At 66.6% G+C, this 23,335-nt stretch carries 22 protein-coding genes; 6 read left to right on the forward strand and 16 right to left on the reverse strand.

The features are described 5' to 3' along the window. Positions 1 to 10: 10 nt before the first annotated feature. Positions 11 to 619 carry a GspH/FimT family pseudopilin gene (locus VFE83_RS03930; RefSeq protein ID WP_324903571.1) on the reverse strand — a complete coding sequence of 203 codons (609 nt, stop codon included), beginning with the start codon at positions 617 to 619 and terminating at the stop codon, positions 11 to 13. Between the two features lie 200 nt (positions 620 to 819). On the opposite strand from VFE83_RS03930, the gene VFE83_RS03935 reads away from it, so the two are divergent. Continuing rightward, positions 820 to 1,785: a sensor histidine kinase gene (locus VFE83_RS03935; protein ID WP_414674685.1), complete on the forward strand. Its 966-nt coding sequence runs from the start codon at positions 820 to 822 to the stop codon at positions 1,783 to 1,785. 235 nt (positions 1,786 to 2,020) lie between these two features. On the opposite strand, the gene ppnN is transcribed toward VFE83_RS03935, so the two are convergent. From ppnN to grxD, 5 genes are all read right to left on the reverse strand, one after another. Then, the gene (gene ppnN, locus VFE83_RS03940) at positions 2,021 to 3,406 is read right to left on the reverse strand and encodes a nucleotide 5'-monophosphate nucleosidase PpnN (RefSeq protein WP_324903573.1); all 1,386 of its coding nucleotides are present in this window, start codon (positions 3,404 to 3,406) and stop codon (positions 2,021 to 2,023) included. Between the two features lie 125 nt (positions 3,407 to 3,531). Further along, on the reverse strand, positions 3,532 to 6,939 hold the full coding sequence (locus VFE83_RS03945) for a TonB-dependent receptor (protein ID WP_324903574.1): 3,408 nt from the start codon (positions 6,937 to 6,939) through the stop codon (positions 3,532 to 3,534). Between the two features lie 284 nt (positions 6,940 to 7,223). Continuing rightward, on the reverse strand, positions 7,224 to 7,820 hold the full coding sequence (locus tag VFE83_RS03950) for a YhgN family NAAT transporter (protein ID WP_324903575.1): 597 nt from the start codon (positions 7,818 to 7,820) through the stop codon (positions 7,224 to 7,226). Between the two features lie 7 nt (positions 7,821 to 7,827). After that, positions 7,828 to 8,601: an SDR family NAD(P)-dependent oxidoreductase gene (locus VFE83_RS03955; RefSeq protein WP_324903576.1), complete on the reverse strand. Its 774-nt coding sequence runs from the start codon at positions 8,599 to 8,601 to the stop codon at positions 7,828 to 7,830. Further along, positions 8,598 to 8,918 carry a Grx4 family monothiol glutaredoxin gene (gene grxD / locus VFE83_RS03960; protein ID WP_324903577.1) on the reverse strand — a complete coding sequence of 107 codons (321 nt, stop codon included), beginning with the start codon at positions 8,916 to 8,918 and terminating at the stop codon, positions 8,598 to 8,600. Before grxD ends, VFE83_RS03955 begins: the two co-directional genes overlap by 4 nt. Positions 8,919 to 9,075: 157 nt before the next feature. Between grxD and VFE83_RS03965 the strand changes: the two genes are divergently transcribed. Further along, positions 9,076 to 9,657, forward strand: coding sequence for a superoxide dismutase (locus VFE83_RS03965; RefSeq protein WP_324903578.1), 582 nt, complete (start codon positions 9,076 to 9,078; stop codon positions 9,655 to 9,657). 187 nt (positions 9,658 to 9,844) lie between these two features. Here the strand turns inward: VFE83_RS03965 and VFE83_RS03970 are convergent, their stop codons facing one another. Next, positions 9,845 to 10,984, reverse strand: coding sequence for a 5-(carboxyamino)imidazole ribonucleotide synthase (locus VFE83_RS03970; RefSeq protein WP_324903579.1), 1,140 nt, complete (start codon positions 10,982 to 10,984; stop codon positions 9,845 to 9,847). Continuing rightward, a complete protein-coding gene (gene purE, locus VFE83_RS03975) occupies positions 10,981 to 11,487 on the reverse strand; it encodes a 5-(carboxyamino)imidazole ribonucleotide mutase (protein ID WP_324903580.1) in 507 nt (168 codons plus the stop codon). The genes VFE83_RS03970 and purE overlap by 4 nt, the downstream gene beginning before the upstream one ends. Before the next feature lie 64 nt (positions 11,488 to 11,551). Here purE and VFE83_RS03980 point away from each other — a divergent pair, with 64 nt between their 5' ends. Both VFE83_RS03980 and nadC read left to right on the forward strand, forming a co-directional pair. Then, positions 11,552 to 11,821, forward strand: coding sequence for a Trm112 family protein (locus tag VFE83_RS03980; protein ID WP_324903581.1), 270 nt, complete (start codon positions 11,552 to 11,554; stop codon positions 11,819 to 11,821). Next, positions 11,818 to 12,687: a carboxylating nicotinate-nucleotide diphosphorylase gene (nadC, locus tag VFE83_RS03985; protein ID WP_324903582.1), complete on the forward strand. Its 870-nt coding sequence runs from the start codon at positions 11,818 to 11,820 to the stop codon at positions 12,685 to 12,687. The genes VFE83_RS03980 and nadC overlap by 4 nt, the downstream gene beginning before the upstream one ends. Positions 12,688 to 12,701: 14 nt before the next feature. Here nadC and VFE83_RS03990 read toward each other — a convergent pair whose 3' ends face one another. Further along, the gene (locus tag VFE83_RS03990; protein ID WP_324903583.1) at positions 12,702 to 13,505 is read right to left on the reverse strand and encodes an FHA domain-containing protein; all 804 of its coding nucleotides are present in this window, start codon (positions 13,503 to 13,505) and stop codon (positions 12,702 to 12,704) included. Between the two features lie 73 nt (positions 13,506 to 13,578). Here VFE83_RS03990 and VFE83_RS03995 point away from each other — a divergent pair, with 73 nt between their 5' ends. After that, complete coding sequence (locus VFE83_RS03995) at positions 13,579 to 13,902, forward strand: DUF3301 domain-containing protein (protein WP_324903584.1); 324 nt, start codon at positions 13,579 to 13,581, stop codon at positions 13,900 to 13,902. Between the two features lie 1,701 nt (positions 13,903 to 15,603). Here VFE83_RS03995 and VFE83_RS04000 read toward each other — a convergent pair. From VFE83_RS04000 to VFE83_RS04030, 7 genes are all read right to left on the reverse strand, one after another. Beyond that, complete coding sequence (locus VFE83_RS04000; protein WP_324903585.1) at positions 15,604 to 16,095, reverse strand: ClpXP protease specificity-enhancing factor; 492 nt, start codon at positions 16,093 to 16,095, stop codon at positions 15,604 to 15,606. A 101-nt stretch (positions 16,096 to 16,196) separates the two neighbouring features. Next, on the reverse strand, positions 16,197 to 16,832 hold the full coding sequence (locus tag VFE83_RS04005; RefSeq protein WP_324903586.1) for a glutathione S-transferase N-terminal domain-containing protein: 636 nt from the start codon (positions 16,830 to 16,832) through the stop codon (positions 16,197 to 16,199). A gap of 147 nt (positions 16,833 to 16,979) precedes the next feature. Next, positions 16,980 to 17,726 carry a cytochrome c1 gene (locus VFE83_RS04010; protein WP_324903597.1) on the reverse strand — a complete coding sequence of 249 codons (747 nt, stop codon included), beginning with the start codon at positions 17,724 to 17,726 and terminating at the stop codon, positions 16,980 to 16,982. A 70-nt stretch (positions 17,727 to 17,796) separates the two neighbouring features. After that, the gene (locus VFE83_RS04015; RefSeq protein ID WP_324903587.1) at positions 17,797 to 19,056 is read right to left on the reverse strand and encodes a cytochrome bc complex cytochrome b subunit; all 1,260 of its coding nucleotides are present in this window, start codon (positions 19,054 to 19,056) and stop codon (positions 17,797 to 17,799) included. A 3-nt stretch (positions 19,057 to 19,059) separates the two neighbouring features. Next, on the reverse strand, positions 19,060 to 19,683 hold the full coding sequence (petA, locus tag VFE83_RS04020) for a ubiquinol-cytochrome c reductase iron-sulfur subunit (RefSeq protein ID WP_324903588.1): 624 nt from the start codon (positions 19,681 to 19,683) through the stop codon (positions 19,060 to 19,062). Between the two features lie 171 nt (positions 19,684 to 19,854). Next, positions 19,855 to 20,784: a lytic transglycosylase domain-containing protein gene (locus VFE83_RS04025; protein ID WP_324903589.1), complete on the reverse strand. Its 930-nt coding sequence runs from the start codon at positions 20,782 to 20,784 to the stop codon at positions 19,855 to 19,857. A 138-nt stretch (positions 20,785 to 20,922) separates the two neighbouring features. Continuing rightward, positions 20,923 to 21,711, reverse strand: a complete 789-nt coding sequence (locus tag VFE83_RS04030; RefSeq protein WP_414674684.1) for a lytic transglycosylase domain-containing protein — start codon at positions 21,709 to 21,711, stop codon at positions 20,923 to 20,925. Between the two features lie 140 nt (positions 21,712 to 21,851). Between VFE83_RS04030 and miaB the strand changes: the two genes are divergently transcribed. Beyond that, a complete protein-coding gene (miaB, locus tag VFE83_RS04035) occupies positions 21,852 to 23,267 on the forward strand; it encodes a tRNA (N6-isopentenyl adenosine(37)-C2)-methylthiotransferase MiaB (RefSeq protein ID WP_324903590.1) in 1,416 nt (471 codons plus the stop codon). The last annotated feature ends 68 nt before the right edge of the window (positions 23,268 to 23,335 follow it).

Below are 23,335 nucleotides of genomic sequence, written 5' to 3' on the forward strand. Positions count from 1 at the left end.
TATCGCTCTCCTAACCTTTCGAATCGCCGGGGGCCAAGCATTTGCCAGCGGCATTGCTCGAGCTGGATGACACCCTGCTGCCAGCCCCGATTGAAATGAGGCGCTCGTTATCCACCGGCTTGGTGACAGGCAGACAGACCGAGAATTGCGCGTTGAGCAGGGAGCCGTTGGCTGCCCGCGCACGCCCATCGGAGCGGAAGCTCAGGCTGCTGTTCTGCACCGCGGCACTGGCGTTGACCTCCAGTGGCGCAGTCGCATTGCTGACACGCAGCACGTCGTCCACCGTTCCGTCCCGATCGGCGTCAGCCAGAATGATCCAGCTGTTCCAGAGCACGCCTGCCTTGCAGGTAGTCCCATCCTCCGTGCGGCATACCGTCACCGGTGCATTCAGGCGGACCGCTTCCATGCGCGCCAGCTGCAGCGTGGCGATCATTTCATTCGTCGCGCCCGCCAGGCGGTTCGCGTTGATCATCGAAGTCATGCTGGGATAAGCCATGGCCGCCAGAATCCCGATGATCGAGACGGTGACCAGGAGCTCGATCAGAGTGAAGCCGGCTGCCCGGGCCGCGCGCGCATGGACAGGACCACGCCTTGGCGAGGCGCCCTGGAGGACGAACATGGTGTTTCCCCTATTTACGACATGGCTACGGTAGGCCGTTCCGACAGGCGGTTCCACCAAGGACCGATGGGCGGCAGGGGTGGAGGCGTCAGCGGCCCCGCGGCATGATGGCGGTCACCTTTACGTTGCAGCATCCGTGCCACGTGGCGAGAACAGAGCCCACCACAAGCCCACTCGACGCGCTATGGCGCGCCTCCGTCATCATCTGGGTCGTGCTGGCCGGCGAAGGGTTGGCGGTCGTGCTCGCCCTGGCACCGGGGATCACGGGTGACCGGTGGGTGTATTTCGGCCTTTCATCCATCGCGATCCAGTGGGTCACACTTGCCGCGCTCGGCGGCCTGTACTTGATGCGACACGCCTTGGCGGACGTACGGCCGCAACGGCTGGCCTACATCGTCCTGGGGCTGCTAGTCATCGCAACCTGGCTCGTCGCAAGCATGGCGTGGGGGTTGCTCGCGGGACTGTGGCCTTCGGAAGAACGCGAGTGGCGCGGGCCATTCCTGCGACTGACCGGCATCGTCCTTACGGTCGGCCTGCTTGGGCTGGCGGTGTTCCAGAACTACTGGCGAGCCCGCCAGATGACGTTGCGCGCCAGGCAGTCGGAACTGGAAGCGCTACAGGCACGTATCCGCCCCCACTTCCTGTTCAACACGCTCAACACCGGTGCCGCACTGGTCCGGCGGCAGCCCGAGGAAGTGGAGCGCCTGCTGCTGGATCTGGCCGACCTGTTCCGCGCCGCGCTCGCAGGGCCGCGCGACATCTCGCTGGAGGACGAACTCGCCCTCGCCCGCCGCTATCTGGAAATCGAATCGCTGCGCTTCGGCGAGCGGCTGCGGGTGGCGTGGAAGCTGCCGCGCGAGTTGCCCAAGGTCACGGTGCCGGCGCTGTCGATCCAGCCTCTGGTGGAGAACGCGATCCGGCACGGCATCGAACGACGACCGGACGGCGGCGAGATCGAGATCGCCGTCACGACCACACCCGATACCGTGATCGTGCGGATTACCAATCCGCTGGCTCCGGGCGGCGAGAATCGCCCGGGTCATCAGGTCGGATTGAACGCCTCGCAGGTGCGGATCGAGGCGCTTACCGGAGGGCGCGGCAGCGTGCTCACCCAGCTGGAAGGCAAGCGGTTCATCGCGACGGTGAGGCTGCCGACGACCGGATGAGTGCAGTGGGGCTGTTACCCAGCCCGCTGCCGCCGATGACGGCGCCCGTCGTTTCCCTTGATCCGATTGAACATCAAATCGCACCGCACACGTGTCGAGCCGCCTGCAGCACGCCCGGCTCTCCGCGAACCGAACCGCGCTCAAGCGATCTGCGACGACGCAAGCATCGCTCCTCACCCGAGCCCTCTCAGCCCGGCACTCCCTTCGACGCCGAGCGCAGAAGGGCTGCGGATGATCAAGCCACCACGCGATAGCAGGGCTTGTACTCGCCCGCGATCTTCATGCGGCGCTGCTGCACGAAGGCACGCAGCAGTGCGTCGAGGGACTGCATCATGTCCGCGTCGCCGTGGATCTCGAACGGCCCGTGCGCCTCGATGCGGCGCATGCCGTCTTCCTTCACGTTGCCGGCCACGATGCCCGAGAACGCGCGGCGCAGATCGGCCGCCAACTCGTGCGGCTTGCGACCGTGGTGCAGGTCGAGCGCGGCCATCGCTTCATGCGTCGGCACGAACGGACGCTGGAATTCCAGCGGAATATCGACCGACCAGTTGAAGAAGAACGAGTCCTTCTGCGCGATGCGGTGCTCGCGCACCTTGCGGATGCCGATCGACATGCGCTTGGCCACCTGATCGGGGTCGCCGATGATGATCTCGTAACGCGAGGTCGCCGCTTCGCCCAGCGTCAGGCGGATGAACTTGTCGATCTGTTCGAAGTACGGCGCGGCGGTGGTCGGGCCGGTGAAGATGAGCGGGAACGGCAGGTTCGCGTTCTCCTCGCGCAGCAGGATGCCGAGCAGGTACAGGATCTCCTCCGCCGTGCCGACGCCGCCGGGGAACACGATGATGCCGTGGCCCAGGCGCACGAACGCTTCGAGGCGCTTCTCGATGTCCGGCATGATCACCAGGTGATTCACGATCGGGTTCGGCGATTCGGCCGCGATGATGCCCGGTTCGGTAATGCCGATGTAGCGCGTCTTGAAGCGGCGCTGCTTGGCGTGCGCGATGGTCGCGCCCTTCATCGGGCCCTTCATTGCGCCCGGACCGCAACCGGTGCAGATGTCCAGGCCGCGCAGTCCCAGTTCGTAACCCACCTGCTTGGTGTAGACGTACTCGTCGCGCGAGATGGAATGGCCGCCCCAGCAGACCACCAGGTTCGGCTCGGCCGGATGCAGGATGCGCGCGTTGCGCAGCAGGCCGAACACCGCGTCGGTGATGCCTTCGGTGCTCTCCAGGTCGCGGCCGCAGTCCGCGCCCAGGTCCATCGCGGTATATGCCAGGTCGCGCACCACCGCGAACAGCAGTTCGGCGACGCCGCGGATGATCTCGCCGTCCACGAACGCCATCGCCGGCGCGTTGTGCAGGTCGATGCGCATGCCGCGATCCTGCTGGTGCACCTCGATGTCGAATTCCGGGTACAGCTCGCGCGCCGCGCGCGGATCGTCCGACGCGCTGCCACTGGTCAGCACGGCCAGCGCGCAGCGGCGCAGCAGGTCGTGCATGCCGGTCGACACGTCACGCAGCCGTGCGACCTCGGCGTGCGAGAGCACGTCCAGCCCGCCCTTCGGGTAGATGCGGGCGTTGACGGTGGGAAGGGTGGTTTCGATAGGGGTGGCGGTGCTCATCAAATCTCTCTGCGCTTTCTCGTTGCGTTCTTCGTCATTGGCCCTGCGACTCTATCCCCCTGCCCCATAAAAAGAAAACGGCCAGGTTGCCCCGGCCGTTCTCATTACAGCGCAAGTTCTGTGGATCAGAACTCGTAACGGAGGCCCACAGAGATCGACCACTGCGAGACACCGTTGGTCTGACCGTCGGCGTTGGTCGGCAGCCCGCGTGCGGTGGCTTGGCCGAACTCGGTGCCGCTGCGGTACGTGTACACGTACTTGCCAGTCGCCGGGTCGATGCCCACGAAGCTGGCCACCGCGTTGTTGGCGTTGAAGCCATAGTCGACGATGTGGCCCCAGTCCTTGTTCAGCAGGTTGCCGATGTTCTGGATGTCCATCCAGATCTGCGACTTGTGGCCGTCGAAGAAGCCCGGCAGTTCCTGACTGATGCGCACGTCGAAGGTGTTGACCCAGCTGGCGCGGAAGGCGTTCTCCGGCGCGACCTGGCCGCGATAGGCGTTCAGGTCGGTCTGCGTGCCCAGGTAATCCCAGAAAGCCTGCTCCATCGCTGCGTTCGGCGTGAACACGCCGGTTGCGCTGAGCGTACCGAACAGCACGTCGCCCGGGCCCGCCGGCACGTAGAACAGGTCGTTGAAGGTTCGCCCGTCGCCGTTGGCGTCGCCGCTGAAGATGTAGCTGTAAGGACGACCGCTGCGGCCTTCGTAGAACAGGCCAACGTGCGTGGTGTAGTCACCGAAGAACTTGTGGTCCCAGTTCAACGAGCCGGTGATGCGATCGCGGATTTCGTAGCGGGCCGTCGAGCTGGTCGGCTCATTGATATTGAAGCCCAGCTGCGAACCGTAACCCGAGCCGGCAGTGGAGCTGGTCAGCGCGGACACTTCCTCGGCGTTGGTGTAGGTGTAGAACAGACTCCACGACCAGTCGCTTTCCTCACTGAAAGGCTTGTTCAGGCCGACAGTGAACTGCTGGCCCTTACCCTTGTTGGTGTTCTCGATCTGGTAGACGTCACCGAAGTAGCTGTTGTTACCGAAACGCGCGGTGGTGTTCTTGTTGCGGCTGTTCGGATTCCAGTACAGCACGCGGCCATCCGGACCGAGGAAGCCCGGGCCCACGTTGAGGCTGCGGTAGAACAGGCCGTTCTTGACGTCGGTCAGCAGCAGCTCGGCCGACGCGACCACGCCGTTCCACGGCGTTTCGACATCCATGGCCAGATTCGCCTTCCACACCGACGGCAGTTCGAAGTCGTTGCCGATCAGGTTGACGTTGCGTATGCCGGCACCCGTCGCAGGGATCGGCTGGTTCAGGCCGTCGCCGCTGAAGTTGATGCCATTGTTGCAACCAGTGACCGGGTTCCAGCCATTGGCGCCCGTGCCCATGCAGTTGATGACCTGCGAATTGGTGGCCGACCACGTGCCCGGCGTGCCGTACGCGATGTAGTTCATGCCGGTGCTGCTGTACGAGTTACCCACCCACACGTTCGGCGCGTCGCCCTGGAACAGGCCGATGCCACCGCGCAGCTGGGCCGGACGTTCCCAGTCGAACGTGTAATTGAAGCCAAAACGGGGCTGGATCAGGTAGTCGTCGCTGTAAGTGTTGGTGTTGTCCAGACCGAAGCCGCCGTTCGGGCAGCTGGCCGGGCCAGCGCCGTTGGCCACGCGCGGCGAGGCGAAGCAGGCGTTAAACGGCGGCGGCGGGGTGGCGTCGGCGTGATCGGCGCGAACGCCGAAGCTCAGGGTCAGGTTGGGCGAGACATACCAGGTGTCCTGCACGAACAGGCCCAGGCGCTTGTCCTTGTAACGCGCGGCGATCGCATCCGGGTTGGCCGGGTTGGTCTGCAGGTCGTAGTCGAAGTACTGGCCGCGGATCAGGTTGCCGAAGTCGGCCACACCGCCCACCTTCGGAACGTAGAAGCTGTAGTTGCCCCACGAATCCTGCAGGAAGAAGTTGTAGACCTCGTTCTCGCTGTACTCGGCGCCGAACTTCAGGTCGTGGTCGCCCAGCGTCCACGTGCCTGCACCGAAGTAGTTCCAGGTTTCGGTCAGCAGCGTATTGCCCGGCGAGCTGCGCTCGGTGCCCAGGCGGATGGCGTCACCGGTGTTGATGGCGGTGGCAGGGTTGCCGTCATCGAAGAAGACCGAGATAGTCGGCGCCGTAGTCGGGCTGACGCGGACCGCCGAGTAATCGCGATACGAAACCTTGAACTCGGTCGAGAACGTATCGGTCCAATCGCTGAAGAGCTGGCCGACATAGCTTTCCACGGTCTTGACGTGGTTGAACCAGTTAGAACTCAGCGCGAGGACGCTGGCGGTCGACGCTTCCGGACGAACGCGGTTCTGCTCCAGCTTGCTGTAGCGGAAGTTGGCGCGGTGGGCGTCGTTGATGTTCCAGTCGAACTTGACCGCGTATTCCTCAAGCTCGGTGTCGCCGGTGCCACTCGTGCTGCCCGGATCGAAGCCCCAGACATTGTTTGCGATGTCCTGCACCGTCGCCACGTCGGCGGCGGTGAAATCGGCACCCACGGCGAGCGGGTTGGTACCCTGGCTCTTGCCGGCAGGGCCGATGTCGGTCTGCTTGAAGTTCTCGTAGTTCACGAAGAAGAACAACTTGTCCTTCACGATCGGGCCGCCGAAGGTCGCACCGTACGTCGTCTCGTCCTTGAACTCGTCGAACGGAAGACCGGTGACGTCCAGAGTGCTGCCAGCCACGCGGGCCGGATAGTCGCCGAACCAGTCACCGTCGCGATAGCTGCCGTACACCGAGCCGTGGAACTCGTTGGTGCCCGACTTGGTGACCGCGTTGACGTTGGCACCGGCCGCACCGGAGAACGACACGTCGTAGTTCGACACGTTCACATCGACGGCCTCGATGGCTTCCATCGATACTGGCTGGCGCTGGGTCGGCATGTTGTTGCCTTCCAGGCCAAAGGTATCGCTGGCCGAGACGCCGTCGATGGTGATCTTGTTGAAGCGCGGATTCATGCCGCCGGCCGAGATCGAGCCCGAAGCACGGTCGGTGAAGCTGACGCGCGGATCCAGGCGCATGTAATCCTGGATGTTGCCGTTGACCGACGGCAGCGCTTCGATGGTCTGGCGGCTGATGCTCGTGCCGGCACCCATCTTGGTCGCGCTGAACACTTCGGAGCCGCCGATGGCAACCGCGGTGACCGCGTCAAGCGTGGTGAGGTCGCCGGTCAGCGCGGCGTTGACGGTGTTGACCTTGTTCAGATCGAGGTAGACGCCGTCTTCGGTCTTCGTGCCTTCACCGGACTTGGTGATCGTCACGGTGTAAGGACCGCCGACGCGCAGGCCCCGCGCGGCGTAGCGACCGCTCGCATCCGTGGTTGCGCGGCTGACCGTACCGGATTCGACGTGGGTGATAACGACTTCGGCGCCAGCAACGGGCTGACCATCGGTGCGGGTCACCAGGCCGCCGACACCGGCGGAGGTGGCCTGCGCAAACACGGGGGCGGTGGCGAGGGCGGCGAGCAGGCCAAGCGTGAGCTTGGACAAGCGGACGCGGTTCGGATGGGTCATTACGATGGCCTCGTACGTAGGTACACAAGAGGTGGGCTAGGTGCGACCCCGGTCGCACCTTCGCAGAAGTTTGGGTTTCGCCCCCTGGGGCGCCGGACCGGAGCCCGCCGGTTAACAGCAGTTTAACAGGCTAGAGAGCCTGTGTGACAGAGACGTGACGGCCATCAAGAACCGCCACACTGTGACAAGGGCCGCGGAACGGGCGTACGGCCAGGACTGACGCACTGCGGCAACCTGGCCGCAGCCGTCGACGGAACCGGCACCTTCCCTCGCCTGTCAGGCGATCAGGGAGGCGAGATCTTCAGATAGGTAGCCAGGCCGTCCAGGAACATCTGGACCGAGATTGCCACCAGCAGCATGCCCATCAGGCGTTCGATGGCGGTCAGCGCGCGGCGGCCGAGCAGCTTGTACAGCAGGGTCGCCGAGAACAGGATCGCCGCGGTGGCGCCCCACGCGATCAGCAGGGCCAGGCTCCATTCGCCCAGTCGCTCGGGCTCGTTGCTTCCCATCAGCATCACCGCCGCCATGCCGGACGGGCCGGCCACCAGCGGGATGGCCATGGGGACGATGAAGGGCTCACCGTCGGGGATCTCGCCCATCAGGCCTTCAGGCGGCGGGAAGATCATGCGGATGCCGATCAGGAACAGCACGATGCCGCCGGCGATCGACACCGACTCCTGGCGCAGGTGCATCAGTTCCAGCGCGTACTTGCCGCCCCACAGGAACACCATCAGCACGCCGAGGGCGATCAGCAACTCGCGTGCCAGCACGATGCGCTGGCGACGCGGCGGTAGCCCGCGCAGCAGGCTGAGGAACACCGGCACGTTGCCGAGCGGATCGAGGATCAGGAACAGCAGCAGGGCCGCGGAAGCGATGGTCATGGTGCGGTCACTGCAGCTGGGTCAGCGTGAGATCGGAGCGGGCGGGTCCGGGGGCCCAGATGCGGCCACGGTGCGCGGCCCCGGCCGGCGACAGCAGCGTGACGCAGGCGCCGGCATACGCCGCCGGATCCACTGCGGCCTGGTCGCCCTCCTCCACGTACGCTTTGGCACGCAGCGGCGTACGCATGGGGCCGGGCTGCAGACCGCAGATGCGCACGCTGGAATTGCCGACTTCCGCATGCAGCATGCCGACCAGATCGGCCACGCCCTGCTTGGCCAGGCCGTACCCGCCCCAGTACGCACCGCCGACACGGGCCGGGTCGTCGGTGACGAACACGACCGCCGCATCCTCAGCCTTGGCGAGCAGGGACAGGCATGCCTGGGTGAGCCACCACGGGCCGGTGAGGTTCACGTGCAACGCGCGCGCGAATGCGGCCGGATCGGTCTGCGCGAGCGGCGTAAGGCCAGGGAAGTCCGCCGCGCAATGCAGCACGCCGTCCAGCCGTCCGAGTTCGCTTTCGATGCGTTGCGCCAGTTCGGCGTAGTCGTCGGCGTCCGCGCCCTCCAGGTCGAGCGGGTACAGCAGCGGCTCCGGCCCGACCTGCGCCAGCGTGTCGTACACGCGGTTCAACTTGGGCACCTTGCGACCGAGCAGGACCACGCTGGCGCCGGCGCGCGCGCACGCCAGCGACGCCGCGCTGCCGAGTCCGCCGTAGGCGCCGGTCACCAGGACGACGCGGCCGTCGAGCGGGCGCGCGGCCCGCACATCGGGGCTGCTCACTGATGCTGGGTCTCGCTGATCATGCGCGCCAGTTCGCCGGACTCGAACAGCTCCAGCGTGATGTCGCAGCCGCCGATCAGCTCGCCGTGGATGAAGAGCTGCGGGAACGTCGGCCAGTTGGAGTAGCGCGGCAGGTTGGCGCGGATCTCCGGATCCTCCAGCACGTTGACCGTATGCAGTTCCGTCGCACCGGCGGCCTTGAGTGCCTGCACCGCGCGGCTGGAGAAGCCGCACATCGGGAACTGCGCAGTCCCCTTCATGAAAAGGACGATCGGATGGCTTTCGACTTCAGCCTGGATCCGCTCCATAACGGACATGGCGCAACTCCTGCAATGGTGCGTTGCCCGCAGTTGACGGCACGGCAACGAAACGTGGGGATAGAATGGCCAATTGTAAGGCCTTCCCGCGCCGCGGACGCGCCGTTTCCCGGCTCGCCGCCCGGCACTTCCCTTAGCCAGCCCTCAGGAGCCCGCAATGGCCATCGAACTGCCTCCCCTTCCCTACGACCGTACCGCGCTGGAACCGCACATCTCCGGCGAGACGCTGGACTACCACCACGGCAAGCACCACAAGACCTACGTGGACAACCTCAACAAGATGATCGAGGGCACCGAGTTCGAGCAGATGCCGCTGGTGGAGATCATCCGCAAGTCGCAGGGCGGCATGTTCAACAATGCCGCGCAGGTGTGGAACCACACCTTCTACTGGAACTGCCTGTCGCCCAACGGTGGCGGCGAGCCGACCGGCAAGCTGGCCGAACTGATCAACAAGGCGTTCGGCGACTTCGCCAAGTTCAAGGAAGAGTTCACCAAGCTCTCCATCGGCACCTTCGGCTCCGGCTGGGGCTGGCTGGTGCAGCGTCCGGACGGCTCGCTGGGCCTGGTCAGCACGTCCAATGCCAATACGCCGATCACCGGCGAGGACATCCCGCTGCTGACCTGCGACGTGTGGGAACACGCGTACTACATCGACTACCGCAACGCCCGCCCGAAGTACGTCGAGGCGTTCTGGAACCTGGTCAACTGGGACTTCGTGGCGTCGAACCTGAAGCAGTAAACGACGCATGCATTCGCAGACAACAAACGGCCGGGGAAACCCGGCCGTTTTTTTCTCTTGTTGCCGTCATTCCCGCGAAAGCAGGAATCCACGTGCGGACGCGTCACGTCCTCCGTCGAGCCTGACGCATCTCGCGGCTGAACCCGCCTTGGCGGGGGATGACGTGCACCGACAGAAGACGATCGCGCTACTTCAACGCCTCGATCACCGGCGCCACCTGCGCCTCACGCCCCAGCGCCGCACCAACACGCTTGAGCGACGCCGCCAGCTCACCCGCATCGTCGGCCCGCAGCGTCGCGTGTCCAACCTTGCGCCCCGCCCGCGGCTGCTTGCCATAGTCGTGCCAGTGGCCGCCGGCCTCGCGCAGCATCGGCAGTGCATCGGGCATCTCGCCAATCCAGTTGAGCATGCACGCCATGCCCACCATGCGGGTATCGCCAAGCGGCAGGCCGAGCACCGCGCGAAGGTGGTTCTGGAACTGGCTGGTCTCGCTGCCCTCGATGGTCCAATGACCCGAGTTGTGCACGCGCGGTGCGAGTTCGTTGGCCAGTAGTTCGCCGTCGCGGCAGAACAGTTCCAGCGCGAACACGCCCACGTAATCCATCGCTTCGGCCAATTTGCGCGCGTGCGCGTAGGCCTTCTGCATCAGTGCTTCGTCGACCCGGGCCGGCGCGAGGCTGGCGGACAGCACGCCATCGACGTGCCAGTTCTCGGTCAGCGGCCAGGCGCGGAACTCGCCATCGCGTCCACGTACGGCCACCACCGACAGCTCGCGCTCGAAGTGAACGAAGCCTTCGAGGATCAGTCCCACCTTCAGCGCCTGCGCGCCGAGCGCTTCCCATGCCGCCGCCGCGTCGGCGAGCGACTTGATGCGGAACTGGCCCTTGCCGTCGTAGCCGAGGCGGCGGGTCTTGAGGATGCACGGCGTACCGATCCCGGCCAGCGCCGCATCGAGCTGCTCACGCGTCTCGATGGCCGCGAACGGTGGCACCGGGATGTCCAGTTCGCGGAACAGCGTCTTTTCGGCCAGGCGATCCTGCGCCGTCGCCAACGCGCCCGGATTGGGGAACACCGGCACGCGCTGGCTGAGCCACTGCGCCGATTCGGCGGGCACGTTCTCGAAATCGAAGGTCGCCACGTCCACGCGGGACGCGAACTCGGCCAGCGCGGTCTCGTCGCGGTAATCACCGACGACCATCGGCGCGAACTGGCCCGCGCAGGCATCGGCCACGTTGTCCATCACCAGGAAACGCAGGCCCAGCGGCGCGCCGGAAAGCGCGAGCATGCGGGCCAGTTGCCCGCCACCGAGAATGCCGACCGTGGTCATTTGCGTGGATCGTCGTTCGCGAGGACGTCGTCCGTCTGGCGCGTGCGGAATGCGTCGAGCGCGGTCGCAATGCTGGAATGCTCCGGAGCCAGCATTGCCGCGGCGAACAGCGCCGCGTTGGCTGCACCCGCGTTGCCGATGGCGAACGTGGCGACCGGAATACCCGCCGGCATCTGCACGATCGACAGCAGCGAATCCATGCCGTTGAGCGCCTTGCTCTGCACCGGCACGCCCAGCACCGGTACCGCGGTCTTGGCCGCCAGCATGCCCGGCAGGTGGGCCGCACCGCCGGCGCCGGCGATGATCGCGCGCAGGCCGCGCGAGCCCGCGGTGGCGGCGTAGTCGAACAGCACATCCGGGGTGCGGTGCGCGGAGACGACGCGCACTTCGTGCGGGACGCCCAGCGCCTCGAGCTTCGCGGCGGCATGCTGCATCGTCTCCCAGTCGGAGCGCGATCCCATCACGATGCCGACCAGCGGCGCGGCGTTGTCCTGTACTGGCATTGGTCCTGCCCTTGGGCAAAGACGTATTCTAGCGCCCTGTCCCGTTCTCCCGGCACCGCACCGTATGGACCGCAAGCTGCTCGACCTGCTCGTCTGCCCCGTCACCCGCCAGCCCCTGCAGTTGCTGGACAGCCGTGGCCTGCAGGCCCTGAACGACGCCGTCCAGGCCGGTGGTCTGGTCCGTGGCGACGGCAGCCCGCAGATTGATGCGGTGCGCGAGGCGCTGGTCACGCGCGACCGCAAGACGGTCTATCGCATCGACGACGGCATCCCCGTGCTGCTGGGCGAAGAGGCCATCGCGACCGCGCAGATCGCGGACTTCCCCGGCGCATGAGCCGCGGCTTCGCCCCGCCGCCGGACGAGGTCGTCGCCGACGATGTCGCCCGCGCGCTGGCGGAGGACCTGGGCACGGGCGACGTCACGTCCGCGCTGCTACCCGACATCGCCGACAGCGCCTACCTGCTCTGCAAGGAAGACGCGATCGTCTGCGGCCGTCCGTGGTTCGATGCCTGCCACCGTGCGCTTGATCCGCAGGTGCGCATCGACTGGCGCGTGGACGAAGGCCAGCGCGTGGGCGCCGGCACCGTACTCGCCACGCTGGAAGGCCGGGCGCGTGCGCTGGTCAGCGCCGAACGCGCGTCGCTCAACTTCATGCAGACGCTGTCCGGGACGGCAACGACCACCGCTCTTTACGTCGATGCCGTCCGCGGCACCGGTGCGCAGATCCTCGACACCCGCAAGACGCTGCCGGGTCTGCGTCAGGCGCAGAAATATGCCGTACGCGCCGGCGGTGGCGTCAATCACCGCATCGGCCTGTTCGACGCGGTCATGCTGAAGGAGAACCACGTGCGCGCCGCAGGTTCGATCTCCGCCGCGATCCGCGCCGCGCGCAGTATGCAGCCCGGCCTGCCGTTGATCGTGGAAGTCGAGTCCATCGCGCAACTGGAGGAAGCCCTGCGCGAAGGATGCGACCGCATCCTGATCGACGATTTCGATGCAGCGACCCGCCGCGAAGCCGTGCGCATCGCACGCTTGCAGCCCGCGAGCCGGCGCATCCCGCTGGAGGTTTCCGGTGGCGTCGACATGTCCATGCTGCGCGCCATCGCGGAAGACGGCGTCGACTGCATTTCGATCGGCGGACTGACCAAGCACGTCCGCGCGATCGACCTCTCGCTGAAGCTGGGGCCGCCGCCGGGCTGACGGCGGCAGCGCGATCAGTTCAGAAACGCCGCGGCCGCCGCCGCGGCCCCCGCAAGCATCGTCAGCACGACGACCACCGGCCAGACCGAACGCCGCGAGCGCGGCTGCGCAGGCGCCGCGCGGCGCGGCGTGGGGACCACCTCCACCGGCTCGGTCGCGGCGGTGCTTGCCACGCGGAACCGGAGCGTGTCGAACATCAGTTCGTCACCGACCCGTGCCTCGCCGCGCAGGACACGCCGGCCGTTGATGTAGGTGCCGTTGCTGGAACCCAAGTCCTCGACCTGCACTCCGGTTTCGCCCGGCATCAGGCGCGCATGCGTGCGCGACAGGCCGGGCGCGTCGAAGCGCAGGTTGCATTCCTGGCTGCGGCCGACGGTCAGCACGCCGTACAGCGCATCGCTGCGCCCCGACACTTCCGCCGATATGCCGCGCAGGAAGAACCTGGGCACCACCGGACGGACCGCCGTGACGCCAGGATCGTCATTGGCACTGACCAGGTCCGGCCCGGTCGACGGATGCCTGGCGACCACGGGTGCGGGCCCGAGCGCCGCCAGCTTTGCCTGCACCTGGTCGAAGCCGACGCTGTCCCCCGGACGCAGGGCGATCAGGCCCTGCACCTGGCGGCCGTTGACGCTGACCGCGGTGCCGGGCGGCACGTCGAGCATCACGCCCTGCGCGGTCACATGCAGTTGGCAGTGCTGTGGCAGGACGCCGGGGCGGTCGATGACGATGGTGGATTCGGGGTCGGATCCGACCCGGTTGACGCCGTGGCCGAGCAGCACCTGCGGGTGCTCTCCGCCTGGAAAGACGAGTTTCACGCGGGATCTGCCCCCCTGCAGCGGTTCCCTTCGACCCCTTGCGACCGGCGCGACGCGCCGCCACAGTGATCGCATGCCGACTCTACTGATCCTGATGATCGTCGCTGCGATGGTGTTCGCATTCTGGAGTGCGGGCCGCGCTGCGGCCGAACGCGCCGAAGTCGTCGGACGCAACGCGTGCCAGGCCGCCGGCGTGCAATGGCTGGACCAGAGCGTGCATGCGATCGGCATCCGCCTGTGCCGCCATGAAAGCGGCTGGCTGGGCTGGGAGCGCACGTTCCGCTTCGACTACTCCATCAACGGCGAGGATCGCCACGTCGGCCGCATGGTGCTGCGCGGCGATCGATTGATCGCCTTCAGCGGTCCTGTGACGCGCGAACCGTCGTCGCTGCATTGAGCGGAAGGCGTCGAGCCATTGCTCAGGAGAGATGGATTCCCGCCTTCGCGGGAATGATGGCTGAGGGGGCCAGCGTGCAGTGCTTCCGGCGCTGCGCTCGCATACCGCCAGCGGATGGAGCATCAGGGTCGCCCGGATAAGCGCACCGCACCGGGTGCGGATTTGCCTTACCCGGACTACGACGCCCGCCTTACTTGGGCCAAGACGCAGATGGCAGCGCACGCGCCCCCTTTCCATGCGAAGGTGGCATGCGGGGCTACGGTGATCGCTCCACGCCGATGTCATTCCCCGCGAAGGCGGGATCCAACTCTCAGCGTCGTTCGGCTTTAAGGAAAGTGGATCGCGCCGGCAAGATGGATTCCCGCCTTCGCGGGAATGACGACTGAGGGGAGCCACGCATGCACTACTTTAGACGCTGCGCTTGCACACTGCCGGGGATGGAGCGTCAGGGTCGCCCGGGTAAGCGCAGCGCACCGGGTGCGGCTTCGCCTTACCCGGGCTACGGTGATCGCTCCACGGCGATGTCATCCCCGCAAAGGCGGGGATCCAACTCGCAGCGTCGTTCGGCTCGAGGAAAGCGATCGCGCCGGAAAGATGGATTGCCGCCTTCGCGGGAATGACGGCTGAGGGAAGCCACGCATGTGGTACTTGAGGCGCTGCGCTCGCACACCGCCAGCGGATGGAGCATCAGGGTCGCCCGGATAAGCGCACCGCACCGGGTGCGGCTTCGCCTTACTCGGACTACGACGCTCGCCTTACTTGGGCCAAGACGCAGATGGCAGCGCACGCGCCCCCTTTCCATGCGAAGGTGGCATGCCGGGCTACGGTGATCGCTCCACGGCGGTGTCATCCCCGCGAAGGCGGGGATCCAACTCGCAGCGTCGTTCGGCTTCAAGGAAAGTGGATAGGGCCGGCAAGATGGATTCCCGCCTTCGCGGGAATCACGGCCGAGGAGCCACGCATGCGATACGCGAGGCGGTGCGCTCGCACCGCCAGCGGATGGAGCATCAAGATCGCCCGGGTAAGTGCAGCGCACACGGGTGCGGCTTTGCCTTACCGGGCTACGACGCTGGATGACGCATCGTCCGAGCGCCGGCGCCGCAAGCCGGGCCCGTCGGTGACGTCCGACTTACGGAGCAACGACTCGGTGGCCGGTCATGAGATCGCGTCTTCGGGGAAGACCTTCCTTTGGTTACGTTTTGACCGAGAGGAATCCAGCGGACTTTGGGTCCGCAAAGAACAGTGACCTGGCCGGCTTTAGACGGAAGGAAGCTGTGGTTTTGCCCCTGACAGGGCGCCGGTAAAGCGTGAACGTCCCTGGATCCCCGCCTTCGCGGGGATGACGAGCGAGAAGCAAGAACGTTACGACTGGCGACGCGGGATAAAACGTGAAAAGCCCTTGGATCCGCGGGCTCGCGGGAATGGCACAGCGGCAAGGCGCCTTCGCGCCAGCGCGCCAGCGCGCGGAGCGGAACGTACCGGATCCCCGTCTTCGCGGGATGACGCAGCGGCAAAGGCGCCGGCGCATTGCGCCAGCGCGCCGAGCGGAACGAGCCGGATCCCGCCTTCGCAGGGATGAGGCAGCGGCAACGGTGCCGGCGCTTTGCGCCAGCGCGCCGAGCGGAACGAGCTGGATCCCCGTCTACGCGGGGATGACGCAGCGGCAGAGGCGCCGGCGCTTTGCGCCTGCGCGCCGCTGCGTCACTTCACGATGCGCAGGTGTCCGCCACGGCGGGGCGTGGGGGTCTGCGGGCCTTCGCCGTCGTCGTCGGGCGCGGGTTCGCTGGGCACGGCGCTGAGCGCCGGCGTGGGGCTCTCGTCCGCCAGCTCGACCTCCACCTCGCCTTCGTCGCCTGCCGCGTGGATGTCGTCCGGCAGGGCCATGCCCTGGCCGGTTTCGCGGGCATAGATGGCGAGCACGGCCTGCACCGGGACCGACACGGGATAGCTCACGCCACCGAAGCGCGCACTGAAGCGGATCGCGTCGTTGCCCATCTCCAGGTGCGACACGGCGCGCTCGGCAATGTTGAGCACGATCTTGCCGTCCTTCACCGCATGCGACGGCACCTGCACGCCCGGGCGGACGGCATCGACGAGCAGATGCGGGGTCATGCCGTTGTCGGCGATCCATTCGTACAGCGCCCGCAGCAGGTACGGGCGATGGCTGGTCATCGAGGTGCTTTCCTGACTCATGCGGGGAGTGTAGCGCCGCAAGGCGAAAGCAGCGCACGGCCCCTGAAAACGAAGGGCGGGCCATTGGCCCGCCCGAACGATGGCCTGCCGCGTCCGCGACTTCAGGCCGGCAGATCGCGCAACTTGCGTTCCTGGTCGGTCAGGCTGCGGGTGAAACCCGGGTTGCGGAAGATGCGGTTGCCGTAGTCCTCGATGGCCTTGCCGTCCTTGGGCATCGGCACGCCCAGCGCATCCAGGCGCCAGATGATCGGGGCCATCGCGCAGTCCGCCAGGCTCATTTCCGGGTTGAGGAAGAACTTGCTGGCCTTGAACAGCGGCACGGAAGCGGTGAGCAGTTCCTTCAGCCGCTTGCGGCCGGCTTCGGCCTGCGCCTTGTTGCCCAGCTGGATGGCCTGGACCTGGGGGACCCAGTCGTGCTCCAGGCGCAGCATCGCCAGGCGAAGGCGCGCACGGGACAGCGGATCCACCGGCATCAGCGGCGGATGCGGATAGCGCTCGTCCAGGTATTCGCTGACCACGCTGGCCGCATAGAGCACCAGGTCGCGCTCGACCAGCGTCGGCACCGAGTGGTACGGGTTGAGGTCGACGAGATCTTCGGGCGGGTTCTGGGGATCGACCGGCACCAGATCGTAGGTCACGCCTTTGGCCGCAAGCACCAGGCGCACGCGGTGACACAGCACGCAGTCGGTGGAAGAGAACAGCGTCAGGGCATTACGCATACGTGGACTAGCCGCCATCATCGACCTCTCCAGCCACCGGAATCCGCCAGTGGGAAGACGCCATCCACCCCGTGTGGACGGTCGTCGCGGCCTCGATCAGCAGTGCGCCTGCTTCAGCAAGGAGCCCGCACATCACTGCGCGGGCTCCAAGGGATACAACAGGGCTCAGTGCTTGTCCACGTCTCGCCAGTACTCGAGCTTGAGCAGGTAGGCGAGGAAGGTGAACGCCGCCAGGAACAGGATCACCCACACGCCCATGCTCTGGCGCTTGAGGGCGGCCGGCTCGCCGGCGTACTCGAGGAAGGTGGTGATGTCGCGGACGGCCTGGCTGAACTCGTTGGCGTCCAGCTGACCCGGCTGGGTTACCTTCAGGCCGAGCACCGGACGCTCACCCGTGGCCTTGTCCGCCTCGCCGAACTCGGCGTGCTGCAGGCCCTGCAGCTCCCACAGCGGGTTGGGCATGGACGCGTTGGGGAACAGCTGGTTGTTCCAGCCCAGCGGACGCGACTCGTCCAGATAGAACGACTTGAGGTAGGTGTAGACCCAGTCGGTGCCGCGCACGCGCGTGATCAGGCTCAGGTCAGGCGGCATCTTGCCGAACCACTGGTTGGCGTGGTCGGCCGTCAGGCTCACCTGGATCTGCTCACCAAACTTGGCGCCGGTGAAGTTGAGGTTGTTCATCACCTCTTCTTCGGTCAGGCCCAGGTCCTCGGCCATGCGCGAGTAGCGCAGGTACTTGAGCGAGTGGCAGCCGGAGCAGTAGTTCATGTACAGCTTGGCGCCGCGCTGCAACGACGCACGGTCGTTGAGGTCGGTGCCCGACTGCTGCAGGTGGCCACCTTCAGCGGCGAACGCGCCGAACGAGATCAGGAGGCCAGCAGCAAAGGTAGCGAGCGTCTTCACGATTCCCATCTTCTGGAAGGACCGGCTTGGTGAGAAGTCCGCACAGGAACGTGCGGGCTCTTGCAGGATCTGCGCGATGTCAGTCATGCATCGTCACCCGTTCCGGCACCGGCCTGGTCCTGTCGAGCTTGGTCCAGATCGGCATGGTGATGAAGAAGGCGAAGTACAGGAACGTCAGCACGCGGCCGATGATCGTCTCGACCGGATCGGTACCCGGACCGGCGCCGATCTTGCCCAGCCACAGGAACGAGATCGCCAGCATGCCCAGCATCACCTTGGTGATCCAGCCGCGGTAGCGGTGCGACTTGACCTTGGACTTGTCGAGCCACGGCACGAGGAACAGGATCGCGATCGCGGCGAACATCACGATCACGCCGAGCAGCTTGTCCGGGACCACGCGCAGCATTGCGTAGTACGGGGTGTAGTACCACACAGGCTTGATGTGCTCCGGCGTCACCAGGCGGTTGGCCTCGGTGAAGTTGTCATGCTCCAGGAACCAGCCGCCGAAGGCCGGTGCGAAGAAGATGATGAAGGCGAAGATCACCAGGAAGAAGCCGGTGCCGAACAGGTCCTTCACCGTGTAGTACGGGTGGAACGGAATGCCGTCAGCGGGCTTGTTCGGATCCCAGCGGTTGCCCTTCGGACCCTTCTTGATCTCCACGCCGTCCGGGTTGTTCGAGCCGACTTCGTGCAGCGCGCCCAGGTGCAGGACCACCAGCAGCAGCAGGACCAGCGGCAGCGCGATCACGTGCAGGGCGAAGAAGCGGTTGAGCGTGGCGTCGCCCGGCAGGTAGTCGCCCATGATCCATTCGGTCAGGCCGTTGCCGATGACCGGGATCGCGCCGAACAGCGAGATGATCACCTTGGCGCCCCAGAACGACATCTGGCCCCACGGCAGCACGTAGCCCATGAAGGCCTCGGCCATCAGGACCAGGTAGATCAGCATGCCCAGGATCCACACCAGCTCGCGCGGCTTCTGGTACGAGCCGTACATCAGGCCGCGGAACATGTGCAGGTACACGACGATGAAGAACATCGACGCGCCGGTGGAGTGCATGTAGCGGATCAGCCAGCCCCACTCCACGTCGCGCATGATGTATTCGACCGACGAGAACGCTTCGGCCGCGGACGGCTTGAAGTGCATCGTCAGGAAGATGCCGGTGAGGATCTGGTTGACCAGCACCAGCAGCGCGAGCGAACCGAAGTAGTACCAGACGTTGAAGTTCTTCGGCGCGTAGTACTCGGTCATGTGCTTGCGGTACGCCGGCATCATCGCCGGGGCCCGCTCGTTGACCCAATCCATCACGCCATTAGCGGCACGGGTGAAGATGTTCGCCATGGCTTACGCCGCTCCCTTGTTCGACTGCGAGGGATCCACGCCGATCACGATCGTGGTGTCGTTCTCGTAATGGTGCGGCGGCACGACCAGGTTGGTCGGCGCCGGCACGCCCTGGAACACGCGGCCGGCCATGTCGAAGCGCGACTTGTGGCAGGGGCAGAAGTAGCCGCCCTTCCACTCGGGGTCGAACGGCTCGGGGCGGATCTCGGCCTTCATCTCCGGCGAGCAGCCCAGGTGCGTGCACAGGCCGACGAGCACCGAGATTTCCGGCTTGATCGAGCGCAGCTCGCCGGTGATGTAGGCCGGCTGCTGGTCCTTGTTCTCGGACTTGGGATCGCGCAGGTTGCCGTCCAGCGTCGGCAGTGCCTCGAGGATCGCCTTGGAACGCTTGACGATCCAGATCGGCTGGCCGCGCCACTCGAGGATCAGGCGCTGGCCTTCGGCCAGGGCGCTGATGTCCGCGGTGACCGGAGCGCCGGCGAGCTTGGCCCGCGTGCTCGGATTCCACGACTTGATGAACGGAACCGCCACGAAACCGGCACCGACCGCACCGACCACGGCAGTGGTCGCGGTCAGGAACCGACGGCGGCCCTGGTTGACAGGATCGTTGACCCCTTGGTTGGCCATCCGGCACTCCGCAAAGCTGGATCGAAGTTACACCGCACCGCCAACGCCACTGGCGACGGCTCGCGGCACAAAAGACGGGGAAGTGTAACGGAACGGTGAATGGCCCGACAATCCGCTCCACGTTGCGCAACACGCCCGAAGCCCGGGCCGTTGCACGTGGCCGGGGGCCGCTCAGCGCATGATCGCGATCGCGCCCCGGTAGCGCTCGGCCAGCACGCCCACGCGCTGCACGTAGCGCTGCGTTTCGTTGTAGGGCGGCACTCCGTTGTACTTGTCCACAGCCCCCTCGCCCGCGTTGTAACCCGCGGCGGCGAGGGTCAGGTTGTTGTTGAAGCGCTTGAGCAGCCACGCGAGGTACTGCACACCACCCTGGATGTTCTGGCTGGCGTCGAAGGCGTTGCTGACGCCGAAGCGCCGCGCCGTGGCAGGCATCAGCTGCATCAGGCCCTGGGCACCGGCACGCGACAGCGCGTTGGGGTTGTAGGCCGACTCGGCATGGATGATGGCGCGAACGATCGCCTCGTCCACGCCGTGCTGGCGCGCGGCTGCGGCGATTTCGTCACGGTAGGCGTCGGTGTTGAGGCGGACCCGGCCGAAGTCGACGCCGGGACGCATCGAGCACGCGTAGCAGGTCTCGATGTAGCTGTAGCGGATGGTGCGCACCGCGCTGGCATTGGCTACGCCCTGCGGCCGGCGGCTCGTGTAATGCCGCACGCCATCCTTGATATAGGAATAAACCTGCCCCTGCACCCGGCGCGGCGCCTGCCCGGTGGCGGCGATCGGCGCGGATGTGGGCGTTGCCGTGGCGACCGGCGTGCTGGCTGCTGACGTACGAGCGAGAGGCTCGGGCTGGCTCGGCGCCGCAGGCTTTGCCGAAACCGTGGAACCGGTAGTGACGCCGCCCATCGCGAAGGCCTTGGCTGCCGCCGGCGCGCCCCGATCGGCCGACTGGCTGATCACGGTGCAACGCGCACCCGGCACTCGCTTGCTGACATAGCTGCGGACGCCGTCCGGGGTATCGCAACGGTAAAGCGTGCCGGCCACGGTCGGCGCGGCGGCCAACAGGCAGACGATCCCCAGCAGCAGTGAGCCCCCCCTCATGGCGGCGAGTGTGTCTGCTGTGCCGGCACTTCACAAGTCCTTGATCCGGTTGCGAACCACGAACCGTGACGGCTCCCGCAGCGCGCAGGCGAAGCCCGCCGTCGGCTTCGCCTGCGCTTCCACTGTCCAACCGGCACATCACGGGGTGGCATTGCGGTAGCGGTCCGCCAGGACCGCCACCCGCTGCACGTACCGTTGCGTCTCGCTGTAGGGCGGCACGCCCTTGTACTTGTCCACGGCGCCCTCGCCCGCGTTGTACCCCGCGGCGGCCAGGGTCAGGTTGCCGTCGAAGCGGCGCAGCAGCCAGGCCAGGTACTGCACGCCGCCGCGGATGTTCTGGGCGATGTCGAACACGTTGGCCACGCCGAAGCGCCGGGCCGTGGCCGGCATCAGCTGCATCAGGCCCTGCGCCCCCATCCGCGAGACGGCGTTGGGGTCGTAGGCGGATTCGGCATGGATTACGGCGCGAACCAGTGCCTCGTCCACACCATAATCGCGTGCGGCCGCGGCGATCTCTCGCCGGTAGGCGTCGGTGTTGAGCCGGATCGAGCCGAAGTCCACACCCGGCTGCAGGGCGCAGGCGTAGCAGGTGTCCATGTAGGTATAGGTCACCTTGCGCACCGGCCCCATGCCCCCGCGCGCCACCGGGCGCTGGTTGCTGTAGTGGACGACGCCGCCCTCGACGTAGGTGTAGATCTCGCCCTGCGCCACCCGCATCGGCGTGACGGCGTCGATGGCTGCAGGGACAACCAGCGGCTCAGGCGACACAAGCGCACCCCCGTTGGCGGGCAGCGCATGGCCGAACTGGCGCCCCGGGGCGGAGGGGCGGCTGGGCTGGCCAAGCCCCTGCGGGCCAGTGGTCTGCGCGAACGCCGGGGCGATGGCCAGCAACGCGGCCAGTCCCGGTCCTGCCATGACTGCCTTCATGGACGTAGGGGCCTCGACGCGGGACGCGCGCCCTCCAATGCTGCCCTCGGATCTGCAAACGCGGTTTCGCGCCCTGCCCGGCCTGTAGAATGTCGCCCCTTCCGGCGCGGAATAACCGCCGCCCCTCCCGGATCGAGCCCATGAGCCAGACCATCTCCCCGGCCGCCGAACGCGGCAGCGACGCTTCCGCCACGCCCGCGGCGAAGAAGCTCTACATCCAGACCCACGGTTGCCAGATGAACGAGTACGACTCGGCCAAGATGGCCGACGTGCTTGCCGCCAGCGACGGGCTGGAGCTGACCGACAACGTCGAGGAAGCCGACGTCATCCTGATCAACACCTGCTCGATCCGCGAGAAGGCGCAGGAGAAGGTCTTCAGCCAGCTTGGCCGCTGGAAGTCGCTCAAGGAGGGCGACAAGCCGGTGGTGATCGGCGTCGGCGGCTGCGTGGCGTCGCAGGAAGGCGAGGCCATCGTGAAGCGCGCGCCGTTCGTGGATCTGGTCTTCGGCCCGCAGACGCTGCACCGCCTGCCCGAACTCATCCAGGCCCGCCGCGATACCGGGCTGCCGCAGGTCGACATCTCCTTCCCGGAGATCGAGAAGTTCGACCGCCTGCCGGAGCCGCGCGCCGAGGGCCCGACTGCCTTCGTGTCGATCATGGAAGGCTGCAGCAAGTACTGCTCGTTCTGCGTGGTGCCCTACACCCGTGGCGAGGAGATCAGCCGTCCGTTCGAGGACGTGCTGGTGGAAGTGGCCGACCTGGCCGCGCAGGGCGTACGCGAGATCAACCTGCTCGGCCAAAACGTCAACGCTTACCGCGGGCCGATCATGGGCGAGGACGGCCAGCCGACAGGCGAGATCGCCGACCTGGGCCTGCTGATCCGCGCCATCGCCGAGATCGAAGGCGTGGGCCGCATCCGCTTCACCACTTCGCATCCGCTGGAGTTCTCCGACTCGCTGATCGAGGCCTACCGCGACGTGCCCAAGCTCGCCAATTACCTGCATCTCCCGGTGCAGGCCGGCAGCGACCGCATCCTGGCGGCGATGAAGCGCGGCTACACGGCGCTGGAGTTCAAGCAGAAGATCCGCAAGCTGCGCGCGGTGCGGCCGGACATCTCCATCAGTTCGGACTTCATAGTCGGCTTCCCCGGCGAGACCGACGCGGACTTCGAGAAGACCATGAAGCTGATCGAGGACGTGGGCTTCGACCAGAGTTTCTCCTTCATCTACTCGCGCCGCCCGGGCACGCCGGCCGCGGACCTCGAGGACAGCGTGAGCAGCGAGGAGAAGCACGCGCGCCTGGCGCGGCTGCAGGCACACATCAATGCGCACTCGCGGATGATTTCCGAATCGATGGTCGGCAGCGTGCAGACGATCCTCGTCGAAGGCCCGTCGCGCAAGGACCCGAACGAGCTGACCGGCCAGACCGAGAACATGCGCTCGGTGAACTTCGCGGGGCATCCGCGCCTGGTCGGGCAATTCGTCGACGTGGTGATCACCGAGGCGACGAGCAACTCGCTGCGCGGCCGCGTGGTGACCGCCGCCGACGCGGGCTGAGGCCCGCTCCCTGGTGCGCACGGCGCACGCTGTCGCCGATATCGCGACCCGGTTGGCGCGCCGCTCCG

The sequence above is a fragment of the Lysobacter sp. genome, assembly GCF_035655815.1.
In the GTDB taxonomy this organism is placed as follows: domain Bacteria; phylum Pseudomonadota; class Gammaproteobacteria; order Xanthomonadales; family Xanthomonadaceae; genus Lysobacter_J.